13 protein-coding genes, 2 tRNA genes, 1 other RNA gene and 2 pseudogenes are annotated in these 14,512 nt (G+C 64.9%); 15 read left to right on the top strand and 3 right to left on the bottom strand.

Annotated elements, in window-relative coordinates; genetic code table 11:
• A pseudogene (locus tag ABJ196_RS01245) lies at positions 1-474 on the top strand (transposase); the annotation flags it as partial.
• A 15-nt stretch (positions 475-489) separates the two neighbouring features.
• Positions 490-1,473 (top strand): annotated as a pseudogene (mgtE, locus tag ABJ196_RS01240) (magnesium transporter); the annotation flags it as partial.
• 10 nt (positions 1,474-1,483) lie between these two features.
• Here the strand turns inward: mgtE and ABJ196_RS01235 are convergent.
• Positions 1,484-2,500, bottom strand: a complete 1,017-nt coding sequence (locus tag ABJ196_RS01235) for a prephenate dehydrogenase (protein WP_347304868.1) — start codon at positions 2,498-2,500, stop codon at positions 1,484-1,486.
• 38 nt (positions 2,501-2,538) lie between these two features.
• On the opposite strand from ABJ196_RS01235, the gene ABJ196_RS01230 reads away from it, so the two are divergent.
• From ABJ196_RS01230 to tgt, 6 genes are all read left to right on the top strand, one after another.
• The gene (locus ABJ196_RS01230; RefSeq protein ID WP_347304867.1) at positions 2,539-3,027 is read left to right on the top strand and encodes a tRNA adenosine deaminase-associated protein; all 489 of its coding nucleotides are present in this window, start codon (positions 2,539-2,541) and stop codon (positions 3,025-3,027) included.
• A gap of 73 nt (positions 3,028-3,100) precedes the next feature.
• The gene (locus ABJ196_RS01225) at positions 3,101-3,562 is read left to right on the top strand and encodes a nucleoside deaminase (RefSeq protein WP_347304875.1); all 462 of its coding nucleotides are present in this window, start codon (positions 3,101-3,103) and stop codon (positions 3,560-3,562) included.
• Between the two features lie 35 nt (positions 3,563-3,597).
• Complete coding sequence (locus tag ABJ196_RS01220; RefSeq protein ID WP_347304866.1) at positions 3,598-3,807, top strand: CsbD family protein; 210 nt, start codon at positions 3,598-3,600, stop codon at positions 3,805-3,807.
• Between the two features lie 83 nt (positions 3,808-3,890).
• Positions 3,891-3,978, top strand: a tRNA-Ser gene (locus ABJ196_RS01215).
• An 88-nt stretch (positions 3,979-4,066) separates the two neighbouring features.
• Entirely contained in the window at positions 4,067-6,463 is a 2,397-nt protein-coding gene (locus ABJ196_RS01210) for an MMPL family transporter (protein ID WP_347304865.1), read from the top strand.
• A 97-nt stretch (positions 6,464-6,560) separates the two neighbouring features.
• Positions 6,561-7,826, top strand: a complete 1,266-nt coding sequence (tgt, locus tag ABJ196_RS01205; protein ID WP_347304864.1) for a tRNA guanosine(34) transglycosylase Tgt — start codon at positions 6,561-6,563, stop codon at positions 7,824-7,826.
• A 42-nt stretch (positions 7,827-7,868) separates the two neighbouring features.
• Here the strand turns inward: tgt and ABJ196_RS01200 are convergent, their stop codons facing one another.
• Positions 7,869-8,579, bottom strand: coding sequence for a queuosine precursor transporter (locus ABJ196_RS01200; RefSeq protein ID WP_347304863.1), 711 nt, complete (start codon positions 8,577-8,579; stop codon positions 7,869-7,871).
• 62 nt (positions 8,580-8,641) lie between these two features.
• On the opposite strand from ABJ196_RS01200, the gene gluQRS reads away from it, so the two are divergent.
• From gluQRS to ABJ196_RS01180, 4 genes are all read left to right on the top strand, one after another.
• Positions 8,642-9,532 (top strand): tRNA glutamyl-Q(34) synthetase GluQRS, encoded by an 891-nt coding sequence (gene gluQRS, locus ABJ196_RS01195; RefSeq protein WP_347304862.1) that lies wholly within the window; start codon positions 8,642-8,644, stop codon positions 9,530-9,532.
• A 77-nt stretch (positions 9,533-9,609) separates the two neighbouring features.
• Entirely contained in the window at positions 9,610-11,172 is a 1,563-nt protein-coding gene (locus tag ABJ196_RS01190) for a sodium:proton antiporter (RefSeq protein ID WP_347304861.1), read from the top strand.
• 10 nt (positions 11,173-11,182) lie between these two features.
• Positions 11,183-11,554 carry a hypothetical protein gene (locus ABJ196_RS01185; protein WP_347304860.1) on the top strand — a complete coding sequence of 124 codons (372 nt, stop codon included), beginning with the start codon at positions 11,183-11,185 and terminating at the stop codon, positions 11,552-11,554.
• Between the two features lie 211 nt (positions 11,555-11,765).
• Complete coding sequence (locus tag ABJ196_RS01180) at positions 11,766-11,978, top strand: hypothetical protein (RefSeq protein WP_347304876.1); 213 nt, start codon at positions 11,766-11,768, stop codon at positions 11,976-11,978.
• Between the two features lie 249 nt (positions 11,979-12,227).
• Here the strand turns inward: ABJ196_RS01180 and ABJ196_RS01175 are convergent.
• A tRNA-Ser gene (locus ABJ196_RS01175) sits at positions 12,228-12,316 on the bottom strand.
• 175 nt (positions 12,317-12,491) lie between these two features.
• Here ABJ196_RS01175 and ffs point away from each other — a divergent pair.
• The 3 genes from ffs (at position 12,492) to ABJ196_RS01160 (ending at position 14,439) form a co-directional block, all read left to right on the top strand.
• Positions 12,492-12,586: signal recognition particle sRNA small type (ffs, locus tag ABJ196_RS01170), an RNA gene on the top strand.
• Between the two features lie 71 nt (positions 12,587-12,657).
• Positions 12,658-13,929 carry an aminotransferase class I/II-fold pyridoxal phosphate-dependent enzyme gene (locus ABJ196_RS01165; protein WP_347304859.1) on the top strand — a complete coding sequence of 424 codons (1,272 nt, stop codon included), beginning with the start codon at positions 12,658-12,660 and terminating at the stop codon, positions 13,927-13,929.
• On the top strand, positions 13,930-14,439 hold the full coding sequence (locus tag ABJ196_RS01160; RefSeq protein ID WP_347304858.1) for a suppressor of fused domain protein: 510 nt from the start codon (positions 13,930-13,932) through the stop codon (positions 14,437-14,439).
• The last annotated feature ends 73 nt before the right edge of the window (positions 14,440-14,512 follow it).

Genomic DNA, 14,512 nt, shown 5'->3' with positions numbered 1-14,512 from the left:
CAACGTGCTGTTGACGGAAAGATACCCGTCAAGCGGAATCGATACGTCAATCTCAAGGCCCCGAATAAGCAAGTCAACCACGCCCTAGCCAACAAGCACCTGACCCTGGCGGGGATTAAAGGATACGAGACCTCACGCACAGACTTAAAACCCCAGGAAGTCATCGGTGCCTACCGGCGCCTGTTCAAGATTGAGAAATCGTTCCGAATGGCGAAATCAGACCTGAAAGCCCGACCGATTTATCACCGTAAAGAAGACTCCATCCACGCGCACCTAACCATTGTGATGGCCGCGATGGCCACAGGCCACGTGTTGGAACAAGCCTCGGGCCTGTCATTGAAGCGATTGGTACGAACCTTGAAGAAATACCGGACATTTACCGTCGAAATCGCAGGCCAGACCCTCCATGCACAGACCAACCTGCCCGCTGACATCCGCGAACTCACCGAAAAGCTGCCCCAACCGTCTGACTAAAATGACCTAAGTCAGGTTACGGGCGTGGTGTTGGGCTATGAGAAGGGCTCGGTGGGCCGCCGCATGTCGCCGGAGGTTCCCACGCTGTATCCGGAGATGACTGCGGCTGCGGCGCTGGCGCAACTTAAAGAGACCGCGCAGGACTTGGAGACGATCTACACGCTGCCCATCGTGGAGACGGACCGCCGGCTGGTGGGCGTGGTGAGTTTCCGTGAAGTCTTCCAGGCCGCAGGAGATACGCCGCTGGGGGAACTCATGCACGAGGCGGTGCAGGCAACGGCCACGGATGACGCGGAGGAGGTCGTGCGTTGGTTTCTGCCGCTGGACCTCCTGGCGCTGCCCATTGTGGATGCCTCGGGGCGCCTGGTGGGACTGCTCGCCTGGGATGACGCTATGGATATCCAGGAGGAAGCAGATAACGAGGACACCGCGCGTGCGGGTGGTACCAATCCACTGCACCAACCGTATCTGTCTACGCCGCTCATGAAGCTGGTGAAGTCGCGCATCGTGTGGCTGCTCGTGTTGGCGGTCTCCGCGCTGCTCACCGTGCAGGTGCTGGCCATGTTTGAGGAAGCACTTGCAGCCGCGGTGGTGCTGTCCTTGTTTATTCCGCTGCTCACCGGCACCGGCGGTAATACGGGCAATCAGGCTGCCACCACGGTGACGCGAGCTCTCGCGATGGGCGATGTGCGCGACCGTGACTTGTGGGGCGTGTTGTGGCGCGAGTTGCGTATTGGCATGGTGCTTGGCACCGTGCTGGGCACGGTGGGTTTTATCCTTGCGACCCTGGTCTATGACGTGAAGATCGGCACGGTCATCGGAACCACGCTGTTCTTGGTGTGCACGATGTCTGCCTCCGTGGGCGGACTCATGCCGCTGGTCGCGAAGAAGGTGGGAGCGGACCCAGCAGTCTTCTCCAACCCGTTTATCTCGACTTTCTGCGACGCGACCGGCCTTATTATTTGCTTCCTCATTGCCAAGTCCGTGTTGGGAATCTAACGCCGGGGATTTAGAAGACCTCGATACGTCCGCCCATGGACTCGGCCTGACGCAGCTGGGAGACCCAGCCGTGGGAGCCGGGGGACAGGCGCAGGACGGGGCGGGAAGAAATCTTCACGGGGGAGACGGACTCCTTGCGGGCGCCGGTGCGCGCTTCGAGGCGGGTGCGGGCGGCATAGCCAGCCTCCGCGAGGTCCGCGATGGTGGGGTTGTCTGAGGCCAGCGCGTCGCGCGCGGCGGCAACGTAGTTCAGGAACTCGTCGAGCGCCTTGACCACGGCCGCGGCGTTGGTCTCACACATCTGCTGCACGAGCTCCGGTCGGGTGCCCGCCACGCGAGTGGCGTCCTTGAAGGAGCCGGCAGCCAGCGACTGGGAGAGGATTCCGCCGTGGTCGCCGACGACGGCGAGGGACTCGGCGATGACGTGCGGCAAGTGGCTCACGCGCGCGACGGCTTCGTCATGCGGGGCGACGCGCACCGGCATGGCCTCGGCCTTGGCCATGGCGGCGAGGCGCACGACGTCGGCGAAGAGGTCGATCCAGGACTGAGGCAGCTTCTCCACCTCCAGGGCGTAGTCATAGGTCACGGCCCACGCCGCACCGGCGAAGAGGCCGCGCTGCGAGTTATCCCAGCCGGACTGGGAGGTGCCAGCCATGGGGTGGCCGCCCACGTAACGGGACTCGAGACCGCGTTCCTTGACCAGATCGTAGACCTGGGTCTTTACGGACACGACGTCCGTGATGCCGCACGTAGGGGCGTGCTCGACGACGGCGTCGAGGACGGAGGCGACGGCCTCGAAAGGCACGGCGAGGACGATGAGCGCGCCTTCTTTCTCCGCGCGGGCGAGGACACCGGGCAGGTCGTTGGTGACGTCGAAGCCCTGCTTAGCGGCGCGGCGGGCGCCGGAGGTGGAGTGGTTATAGCCGAATACGGCATGCTCGCGTGCGGTCAGATCGCGCAGCAGTGAGCCGCCGATGAGGCCGAGGCCAATAATGCAGACAGGGCGGGAGACGGTATAAGGATTCACATGACAATCATGGCACAACCCGACTAACCTGACGAGGTATGAGTCAGGATGAATTGCTCTCCTTCGCCGTGACGGTCGCGCGCAGCGAGGGTGCCTGGGTTGTCCGTCTTTTCGAGGATGACTTTGAAACCCCCCAGACGTCGATCGCCGCAGTGCGTGCGCTGCGCAGCGAGGGCGCAGCGTTTGCGCTGCTGTGCGTCGACGATGACTACTTCGTCATCGTCCGCCCGGTTCCGGGCGATGTGCGCATGTTGCTTTCCGATGCCACCATGGCCGTCGATGATGACTTCGCGGCAGGTTTCCTGGAGTTGCGCGACCTTGAGGTCCCCGATATCGCCCCGGAAGACCTCGACGACGCTGACCCCTTCGGCGACGGCGACTTCGACATCCTGGCCGACCTCGGCATGGACGAGTATCAAATCGAGGCCATCATCGACAATGACGAGGACTATCCCTCGGACATGCTGCTGCGCATCGCGGGCGAGCTGGGCTTCGGCGACGAGCTGGAAGATGCCCTCGATCTCTAGCACCCCCGCCGCGCCCGACCAGCCCGAGCGCGTCCTGCCCCGCGAATCCGGCCTCGCCCGCGCCGAGGAACGCATGCGCCGTGCCCTCGAGGTCGCGCGCACGACGCCCGCCGGCGACGTGCCCGTCGGCGCGGTCATCTACGGCCCCGACGGCCGCGAGCTCGCCACCGGCGTTAACCGCCGCGAGCAGCGCCAGGACCCCACCGCCCACGCGGAGGTCGAAGCCATCCGCGCCGCCACGGCTGGCGCCGCGGCGAAAAGCAATGATGGATGGCGGCTCACCGATTGTGAGCTCGTCGTCACCCTCGAGCCCTGCGCCATGTGCGCCGGCGCCCTCGTCGGTGCGCGCGTCGGCTCCATTGTCTTCGGCGCGTGGGAACCACGCACCGGCGCTTGCGGCTCTCTCCTCGAGGTTCCTCGCGCCCCCGGTGCCCTCCACGTCCCACAGGTCCGCGGCGGCGTCCTCGAGGACGAATGCGCCGAGCTGCTGCGCGGCTTCTTCGGCCACCTGCGCTCAATCGTTACGTCGCTGTAACCCACACAGCCGTGTCACGCCGTTAGGGTGGGGATATGAGCGATTTTGAGAACAAGAAGGACGAAGTACTCGGTTCTGCCAAGGAGAAGTTTGGTGAGGCCACGGATAACGAATCCCTCGAGAACGAGGGCAAAGCGGACCAGGCCAAGGCAGGCGCCAAGCAGAAGTTTGAGGACGCCAAGGACGCCGTCAAGCAAAAGGTCGATGACTCCATCGCCGCTGTGAAGGACGCTGCGGAAGACTAAACCGCAACCACACCGCAGTTACGGACGCGCCCGCGGGGCCAGTGATTTTGTTCGGGCCCTAGGTCTGCTTTAAGCTGTTTCGCGGTGGCGTGTCCGAGCGGCCGAAGGTGCTCGCCTCGAAAGCGAGTGTTGGGTAATCCCCAACCGCGGGTTCAAATCCCGCCGCCACCGCACTGAGCCCCAACCTGTTTATGCAGGTTGGGGCTTTATCTTTTGTGTCGGCTACACTTGGGTGAGTTTTCAACCGAGAGAGGACGACATGGCTAAGTTCCTGTACCACGTGGGACGCTGGTCTTTCCTGAACAAGTGGAAGGTCATTATCGCGTGGCTCATCCTGGTCGCCGCCGCGGCCGGCGCGATGGCCACACTCATGAAGCCGATGACGAGCGAGTATTCCATTTCGAATACCCCGGCCATCGACGCCACCCACCGCGCGTCTGAACTCTTCCCCGAAGCGGGCAACCTCGCCAACGCGCCGAGCGTCAACCTTGTGTTCCAGGCGCCCGAGGGCGAGAAGCTCTCGGATCCGGAAAATATGGCTGCGATCCAAGACGTCGTCGACTACATCAAGGACAACCTCGGCGTCGAGGGCCAGCGCTTCGGCAACCCGCTTGAGGTCTCGCCGCAACTTCAGCAGGGCGTCATTGACCAGTTCACGTCCATGGGCCTGCCCGAGGAGACCGCGCGCGCGGACGCGGATAACCTCGCGATGGTCAACGAGGACGAGACCATCGCGTACACGACCTTCGACTTCGACGCGGACTCCGCGAACTCCGTGAAGCAGGAGGATAAGGACGTCGTCACCGCCGCGATGGAACTCGGCCGCGAGCAGGGGCTCACCGTCGAGGGTGGCGGCGCGGGCTTCGGCGACGCCATCGCCGTCGAAGAAATGTCCGAGATCATCGGTCTCGCCGTCGCGTTCATCGTTCTGGTCTTCACCTTCGGTTCGCTCGTCGCTGCGGGCATGCCGCTCATCACCGCCGTCGTGGGCGTGGGCCTAGGCGCCATGGGCGTCATGATTGCCACCCACTGGGTCACCCTCAACTCCATTACCCCGGTCCTCGCCCTCATGATCGGCCTGGCCGTGGGCGTCGACTACTCGCTGTTTATTATCTCCCGCTACCGGCAGGAGCGCGCCCGCATGGCGCCTGCCGATGCCGCCGGTATGGCCGTCGGCACTGCCGGGTCCTCCGTGGTCTTCGCCGGCGCCACAGTGTTTACTGCGCTCTTCGCGCTGCTCGTTGCCAACATCGGCTTCCTCACCGCCATGGGTTTGTCGGCCGCGGGCACCGTGGCGGTCGCGGTGCTCGTCTCGCTCACGCTTGTGCCGGCGCTACTCGGCCTGTTCGGGAAGAGGGCCTTCGCCGGCCGCATCCCGGGCATCGCCGGTAACCCCACGCGTCGCGGCAAGATCCGCCACGGCGAGACTATGGGCAGCCGCTGGGTGCGCTTCGTCCAGCGCATGCCGGGCCTTGTCATGGCCGTCGTGGTCCTCGGCCTCGGCGCGCTCACCACGCCGGTGCTCCACATGCAGCTCGCGCTGCCCACCGATACGACCTCGGACCCAGACACGACGCAGCGCAAGGCGGCCGACCTTATGGCCGAAGGCTTCGGCCCCGGCATCAACGGCCCCTTCCTCGTCATCGTTAACGGTCAGGACGCCAACCCGGATTCCGCGGCGCTCGCCCCGTACATGGCGGCGCAGGCCGACGGCACGGACCAGGACAAGGCGACGCTGAGTTCCTTCCTCTACACCGCTTCGCAGCTCAACCAGGTGGGCGGCGTGAAGCACGCGCAGCTCGTGGGCCTCAACGGTGAAGGCACCGCCGCGCAGGTCATGGTCACGCCCGAGACCTCGCCGTCTGACGCGCGTACCGAAGGCACGGCCCAGGCCCTGCGCACCGCCACCGAGGAAATCGCGGACTCCACTGGCGCCGACATCGGCATGACCGGCCTTACCGCCGTCCAGCTCGATATCACCGAGCGCCTCCAGGCCGCCATGCTGCCGTACCTGACCATCGTCGTCGGCCTCGCCATTCTCCTGCTGCTCGTCGTGTTCCGTTCGCTGCTCGTTCCGCTCGTCGCCGGCCTGGGCTTCCTGCTCTCCGTCGGCGCGGCCTTCGGCGTCACGGTCCTCGTCTGGCAGGACGGGCTCACCGGCCTCGTCCCCGCGCCGGGCCCGCTCATCTCGTTTATGCCGATCTTCCTCATCGGCGTGACCTTCGGCTTGGCGATGGACTATCAGGTCTTCATCGTCACCCGCATGCGCGAGCACTTCATCCGCAATCCCCGCGGCTCGCAGGCCTTCCACGGGAAATACAACGCCGTTGAGGAATCCACCATCGTGGGCTTCGCCCAAGGCGCCCGCGTCGTCACCGCCGCTGCCATCATCATGATCGCCGTCTTCGTGGCGTTCATTGGCCAGCCGCTGCCGTTCATCAAAATCTTCGGCTTCGCGCTCGCCGCCGGCGTCCTCTTCGACGCGTTCTGCATTCGCATGGCGCTCGTGCCCGCGACGATGTTCCTCACCGGCCGCGGCACGTGGTGGATCCCGCGCTGGCTCGACAAGATCCTGCCCACCCTCGACATCGAGGGCACCAAGCTCGAGGAAGAGTGGGAAGCCCGCCACGCTGCTGAGCTGCAATCACAGTCTTAGCTTAGGGTTTTTAACACTGTGCGACCAATGTGAATAGGCGAAGCGATAAGAACCCAAAGTTAAGGAATCCGGACCGGCCCCAGGTACGCTGGTTCCCATGACAAAACCACTTCTGGATACCGACTTAAGCTTCGACGTGCACACGCGCCTGCCCGAAGGCGGCGGCAAGCACGGCCGCACCGGCGTGATTCATACCCCGCACGGCGATATCCAGACCCCGGCGTTTATCCCCGTGGCGACGAAGGCGACGGTCAAGACGCTGACCCCGGAGCAGATCCGTCAGACGGGCGCGCAGGCCATCCTCTCCAACGCGTATCACCTCTACCTGCAGCCGGGCCACGACATCGTGGACGAGGCAGGTGGCGTCGCGGAGTTCGAGAACTGGCACGGCCCCACGTACACGGACTCGGGCGGATTCCAGGTCATGTCGCTCGGCGTCGGCTTTAAGAAGGTTCTCGCCATGGACGTCGCGAACCTTACTGAGGGCGATATCCGCGCGGCGAAGAAGGAGCGCATGGCGCAGGTCGACGAGGACGGCGTGGACTTCAAGTCCATCATCGACGGCTCGAAGCACCGTTTCACGCCGGAGGTCTCCATGCAGATCCAGCACTCCCTGGGCGCGGACATCATGTTTGCCTTTGATGAGCTCACCACGCTCGTCGACACTCGCCAGTACCAGGAGGAGTCCGTCGCGCGCACGCACCGCTGGGCCAAGCGCTGCCTCGACGAGCATGACCGACTCACCAACGCGCGCGCCGGAAAGCCCCGCCAGTCCCTGTGGGGCGTGGTCCAGGGCGCGCAGTACGAGGACCTTCGCCGCCAGGCCACCCGTGGCCTCGTGCAGCTTTCCGATGCTGCCGTTGCCGCCGGCATGCGCGGCTTCGGCGGGTTCGGCATCGGCGGAGCGTTGGAGAAGGAAAACCTGGGCACCATCGTGGGCTGGGTCTGCGACGAGCTGCCGGAAGACAAGCCGCGCCACCTGCTCGGCATCTCTGAGCCGGACGATCTCTTCACCGCCATCGAGGCCGGCGCCGATACCTTCGACTGCGTCGCGCCCACGCGCTTGGGCCGCCGCGGCGGCGTGTACACGCTCGACGGCCGCCTCAACCTCATGGGCGCCAAGTTTAAGCGCGACTTTAAGGGAATCGACGAGGAGTTCGGCGGCTACGTCTCGGAGAACTACTCGCGCGCGTACATCCACCACTTGCTCAAGGCTCACGAGTTCCTCGCGGGCACGCTGTGCACCATGCACAACCTGGAGTTCATGATTCGCCTCGTCGACAATATCCGAGCCTCCATCGACGGCGGCTACTACGAGGCCTTCCGCGACGAGTTCATGGGCCGTTACTACGCGAAAAAGTAGTAAAGCCCCTGACGGGAAGCCAGGAGCACGGGACGCGGGAGATTAGGCGGCACGGTCAAGCGGGACGTAGTCCTCGCGCTTCTTCACCCACTTGATGACCTGCGTCGTGATGGGCAGCATGACCACCTCGCAGGCGGTCTTCCACAGGAAGCCCACGATGACGTAGTTGAGGAACCCGCCAACGGTCGCGATGCCGATGACGGGCGCGGCGATGGCGCAGAAGAGCACGGTATCGCCGAGCTCACCCACGACGGTGGACGCGACGAGGCGGCTAATGAGTCCCTTCTCGCCCGAGTGGGCCTTCATGCGCACGAGCGTAAACGAGTTGAGCAGCTGTCCCACCACATAGCCGGCGAGCGAGGCGCCGAGGATCTGCGGCATGAGTCCGAGCGTGGCGGCGAAGGCCTCCTGGCCCTCATAGAAATCCGCGGCCGGCAGCCAGATGGCGATGTAGAACGCGATGGCGGCGAGGATCGCCATCGCGAAGCCGATGGCCACGGCGCGCCGGGTGGACTTGAAGCCGTAGCACTCGGAGAGCACGTCGCCCACGATGTAGGCGAGCGGGAAGAGGAAGAACGCGCCGTCCGTGATGAGCGGGCCGAGCTGTACGCCCTTCGTGGCGTTGATATTCGAGATGAGGAACGTGACGACGAAGAGCGTGACCAGCCACGGATACAGCGTGGACTGTACCGGGATGAATCGGATGCTCTCGCCACGCTCTGCCGTGGTTGCGGTTGCCGATTGAGTTGTCATGAGCATCAACTATGCCGCATGCGCGCGGTCTGCGCGAAACGCGCGCGATAGACTGGGCAGCTATGACACCAGCCGGACGTTATGCCCCCAGCCCCAGCGGCGACCTGCACTTTGGCAACCTGCGCACCGCGCTCATCGCGTGGCTTGCGGCGCGGGGCTCGGGGCGGCGCTTCGTGCTGCGCGTCGAGGACGTGGACACGCAGCGCTCCTCGGCGGAGTCCGCGCAGCGCCAGCTCGAGGATCTCGCGACGCTGGGCCTGGACTGGGATGAGGTGCTCTGCCAGCACGATCGGGACGCGGCCTACGAGGCGGCGCTCGAGTCGCTGCCGTACTACGAGTGCTACTGTTCGCGCAAGGATATCCAGGAGGCTTCCCGTGCGCCGCATGCCATCCCGGGCCAGTACCCAGGGACATGCCGTGAGCTTTCCGATGCCGCCCGCGCCGCCAAGCGCGCCGAGCTCGCCGCCCAAGGCCGGGTCCCGGCGCTGCGCCTGCGCGCGGAGGTCTCCGAGTTCACCGTCCACGACGCGCTGCACGGCGACTACACCGGCGAGGTGGATGACTTCATCCTGCGGCGCGGGGGACAGGCGCCGGACTGGGCGTACAACCTCGCTGTCGTTGTCGATGACGGATTCCAGGGCGTGGACCAGGTTGTGCGCGGCGACGACCTACTCTCTTCGGCGCCGCGGCAGGCGTACCTCGCGACGCTCCTGGGATTACACGTGCCCGAGTACATCCACGTGCCACTCGTGCTCAACGCCGAGGGCAAGCGCCTGGCTAAGCGCGACGGGGCAGTGACGCTGCGCGAGCTGCTCGAGACCCGCAGTGTGGGCGACGTCGTGGAAGCGATGGCCGCGGGCCTGGGCTACGAGGGCGTGCGTTCCGCAGAAGAGTTCCTCGAGGTCTTCGAACTCAGGCGGTTGGGCACGGAACCCAGCGTTTTCGACGGATAATCTCGACCGCTTAACAGAAGGGCGGCCTACACTGGTTTTTGAGTTGTTTCTCGAACTTTAAAACTGGGGAGTGCCGCGTGGAAGTCCTGTTGATCTTGGTCGCCTTGATGCTGCTGACGGTGGTTGTTGCCGCTATTGGCGACAAGATCGGACTGCCCTGGCCGGTGCTGCTTACCATCCTCGCGACCGTCGCCGCGCTCATGCCGGGCATACCCACCGATCTGGAGATCCCTGCCGAGCTCATCCTGCCCATCTTCCTGCCGCCGCTGCTGTGGTCGCTCGCGCGCCGCACATCCTGGGGCGTCATCCGCGAGCAGTGGATGACCATCGCGTTGCTGTCCGTCGCGCTTGTGGTCGTCACCACCTTCACGGTGGGCTTTACTGCATACGCGCTGTTGCCGGGCATCGGCATCGCCGGCGCCATCCTCATCGGCGCGGCCATCGCCCCGCCGGACCCCGTGGCCGTCGACGCCGTCGCCGAGCCCGCCGGCATCCCGCGTCGTATTATCTCCGCCCTGCAGACCGAGGGCCTGTTCAACGACGCCGCGTCCATCGTCGCCTTCCACCTCGCGCTCGCCGCGGTCACGGCGCAGGGCGAGCTTTCTTTCGCAGAGGGCCTGGGGGACTTTGCCTACTCGGCGGTGGTGGCGACGGCGCTGGGATGGGGCATCGGCAGGCTCGCAGCCTGGTTTATTCGCGGCGTCCACGACTCGACAACCCGCAACGCACTGACCTGGGTTATTCCTTTCGCGACCTATATCGCAGCGGAGGAACTCGGCGCTTCCGGCGTCATCGCCGTGGTCATCGCGGCCATTGAGCTGCACTCGCGCGCGCCGATTCATGCGGAGGACCGCCTCTCCGGCCAGGGCTTCTGGGAGACGGTGGAGATGCTCTTTACCGGCGTCGCCTTCGGCCTCATCGGCCTGTCAGCCAATAACGCCATCAGCGCGGTGGGCGCGGATATCCTCCATTCCATCCTCGTGGGCGTCATCCTCTCCCTCGTGGCGTTTGTCGTGCGCGGGGTGTGGATGTACCTGTTCTACCTCATCAATCGCCGCTCGCACCACCCGCGCCTGGCACCCCTGCGCCTCCAGGAGGTCCTGCTTATGACGTGGTCCGGCATGCGCGGACTCGTCACCCTGGCGCTGGTCCTCTCCGTGCCCTCCGGCGCGTTCCCGTTCCACCACGAGCTCGCCGTCATCGCGCTTACCGTCCTCCTCGTGACCATGGTGATTCCCGGCCTGCTCCTGCCGTGGCTCATGCGCCAGCTGGATCTCACGACTACGGCCGAGGCCGCACACGACAAGATGCGCACCGCGATTACCGAGCGCGCCCGCAAGGCCGCCCTCGCCGCCCTGCGCCGCCACTACGCGGACGCCGATCCCGAGATCGCCGCCACCATCGACGACTGGTTCACCGACCGCCTGGGCGACGAGCTCGATGACGAACAGAACCCCGACACCCGCGCTTGGAAGATCGAGAAGGCCCGCGAGAAGGCCACCGAGGCCCAACGCGTTGCCTACACCGCCGCCCAACAGGCCCTCGTGCGCATGCGCGGCGAGCGTGGCCTCAACCCACAAATCGTGGACGAGGTCTTGGTCGAGGTCGACCGCATGGTTCTCGTGGCGGAGCACCGCTAGGCTGGCTTTTATGGATGCGCCTTCCGATGCCGCCGCTGCCGCCTTCGAGTACGCCGAGGCCGACGCCGCGATGGACTACCTTTACGACTTCTTTGACGTGGACCTCGCCGACCGCGTGCGCGCGGACCGCGCGCTCGTGCCCGAGGGCATGGAAGACCTGCTTGCCGCGCACTCGCTGGAAGACTACGTGTGGCTGTGGCTTAAGGACACCGGCCCTAATAGCTTCTGGCAGTTCCTCCTCGACGGCGCCGCGGACGAGGACTATCAGATTGAGGATGCCCGCTGGGCGCTGGGCATGAGGCTGAAAGAATGGGCGATGGATTCGCCGCCGCACATCGCGTGGTTCAAGGAAGACGGTTCTGAGCTTCCCGTGATCGACTAGTCGCTGGGCGTTTCCAGTACACCTGCCACGGAGTTATCGAGTAGTTCCTAGATGCACCTCGCGCTGGCCACAGCCTTGACCGAGGTGCACTTTGTAGCTTGAACGCTATGAAAGTCAGACTTCACCTCGCCGGGCTGGCGCTTATCCTCGCTGCGGCGGCACCGTGTACGCCCTGGGCATCACGCTCGGGCTTGTGCACGATTATTACAGCGTGGCCGTCTATTCCATGTCGCAGTCCTGGTCCGCGTTCGTGTGGGGCGCTGTGGACGGTGCCTCCATTACCTTGGACAAGCTCCCCGGGGCGTTCTGGATCCAGGCGCTCAGCGTCCGCACCTTCGGGTTCAACGATGGGGCGTTGCGCCTGCCCCAGGTTTTGTTCCGTTTGCGTTGCTGGGAAAACAAGGCACATGCCGAGATAATGTGATCCGGATGCGAAGGACCGTGTGGGCCGCCTCGTGGAAGACCGCATCCTGGTGGAGAACATTTCGACGCAGGAAGCGTGCACGATCGTGGCATCAAAGCTGGGCGTTTCGTGGCACACGGCGAGGCACTGGACGCAGGCCGCCTCTGCTTTTCGCATCCGAACTCGACCCCAAACGTTAAGGCAGGCCCGCGACCCCGGGGTGTCCCAAGATCCAAAAAATCCCGACTCTTAAAGAGCCGGGATTTCCTTTGGCGGAGGATAGGGGATTTGAACCCCTGAGGGATGTGACTCCCGCACGCGTTCCAGGCGTGTGACATAGGCCGCTAGTCGAATCCTCCGCTGAGAAACATTATCAGGCCGTAGCAATCACGCAAAATCGCCAGCTCACGGCAAGAATCGTACCGACGCACGGCGGCGCGATGTGCGTCGCGGCGCACCAAGGGCGCGCGAGGGGGCATCGGGAAGCAAGGCCCCGGGTTTGGAACGAATGAGGAACACCGGTTAAGGTAGGGGACAGGATTCCGCGTGGCGTTTATCCTCTGAACTCCCCCAGGGCAGGAATGCAGCAAGGGTCAGGAGGCTCTGGCGGGTGCGCGGGGTCCGTTAAACGTTTTCGGGGCGGGGAGTCGGCTACACTGTGTGCGGCATAGCAATTCGTTCACCACTAGGGAAGGCCACCATGTCGCTGCTATCACTCGATGCTGATCAGCTCAAGGAACTCGCTGAGCGCACCCGCAAGGACTACGAGGCGCTCAAGGCCAAGGGTCTGCAGCTCAACCTCACGCGCGGCAAGCCCTCCAAGGCACAGTCGGACCTGGCTAATGACCTACTGTCCCTGCCGGGCGAGGGCAACTACACCGACGCTGCGGGCAACGATTTGCGTAACTACGGCAACCTGGACGGCATCCGTGAGATTCGCGAGTTGTGGGGCAAGCTGCTGGGCATTCCGGCGGAGAACCTGCTCGCGGCGGACGGCTCCTCGCTCAACATCATGTTCGACCTCATTTCGTTCGCGCACACGTGGGGCACGAACGACTCGGAGCGCCCGTGGGGCCAAGAAGAGACCGTGAAGTGGATTTGCCCGGTGCCGGGCTACGACCGCCACTTCGCGATCACCGAGAAGTTCGGCTACGAGCTCATCACCGTGCCTATGCTCGAGGACGGCCCGGACATGGGCGCCATTCGCGAGCTCGTCCAGGACCCGCAGGTCAAGGGCATGTGGACGGTGCCGATGTTCTCCAACCCGACGGGTGTGACCATCTCGGAAGAGATCGCTCGCGAGCTCGCCTCTCTGGAGACCGCCACCCCGGACTTCCGCGTCGTGTGGGACAACGCGTACGCGGTCCACACGCTCACCGAGGATTTCCCGCAGATTCTGCCCATCCTCGACTACGCGCGCGAGGCTGGCAACCCGAACCGCTTCTGGGTGATGTCCTCGACGTCGAAGATCACCTTCGCCGGCGCGGGCGTCGCGTTCTTCGCGTCCTCGCTGGAGAACCTCGAGTGGTACCGCTCTTTTGCGGGCATCCGCGGCATTGGTCCGAACAAGATTAACCAGCTCGCGCACTACGAGTTCTTCGGCTCGGCTGAGGGCGTGCGCTCGGTCATGCGCCGTCACGCAGCGCTCCTCGCGCCTAAGTTCGACGCGGTCCTGCGCATCCTCTCCGAGCGCCTCGGCGAGTACGAGGTCGCCCGCTGGACCGAGCCCAAGGGCGGCTACTTCATCTCCCTCGACGTCATCGACGGCACCGCGACCCGCGTGTGGGAGCTGGCCAAGGATGCGGGCATCGTGCTCACCAAGGCTGGTTCTGCGTACCCGCACGGCGAGGACCCCAACGACCGCAACATCCGTCTGGCGCCGTCGCTGCCGCCGCAGGCTGAGATCGAGACTGCCATGGACGGCGTAGCCACCTGCGTCCTGCTCGCGGCGCTGGAGAAGCTCGGGGCGTAAATGAACGCCGCGGAGACCCAAGCCTGGTTGGCCAATATTATCCCGGCGCCGTTGCGCTTTGAGAATGGCTTGGCCTACGCGTCGCTGGACAATGACGAGAACCTCGTCGCCACGACGCGCTTCGCGGAGGTCTCCACGGGGCTTTCCGCGGAGGGCATGGACGTGCGCGCGGAGATTCTCACCGTCGCCCGCGCCCCCTTGTCCTCCCTCGCCGCTCTTATCACGGAAGCCACTGAGCTTCTCGATGCCGCCCGCGTCATCCCCGCCCAGCCGGGCACCCTCCTGCCCAAGCTGGGCCCGGGTCGCCACGGCGTCCTCGTTGCTCCTTGGCTCTGGGGCGGGCCCACGCCACAGGTCAAGCTGGATGGCCGCTGGACGCTCATGCTTCAGCTCGTGGCGCTCACGGATTCCGAGTACGCCTACGCCGTCGAGGAAGGCGTGCCAGCGCTCCAGGACGCCGTCGCTGAGTCTGAGATCGACCTCCTCGACTGGTCGCGTTTCGAGTCCTAACCCCGCGTCTTTCCTGGCGCCTTTTCTGGTCGCCGCCCAGCTTTGCCCGCGCGCGCTAGACGGTAGACTGTGC

The sequence above is a fragment of the Corynebacterium sp. SA-MJD20WY100 genome (genome assembly GCF_039822565.1).
GTDB lineage: Bacteria > Actinomycetota > Actinomycetes > Mycobacteriales > Mycobacteriaceae > Corynebacterium > Corynebacterium phoceense_A.
The sequence above is the reverse complement of the archived record's forward strand: the minus strand, read 5'-3'. Positions and strand labels throughout refer to the sequence as shown.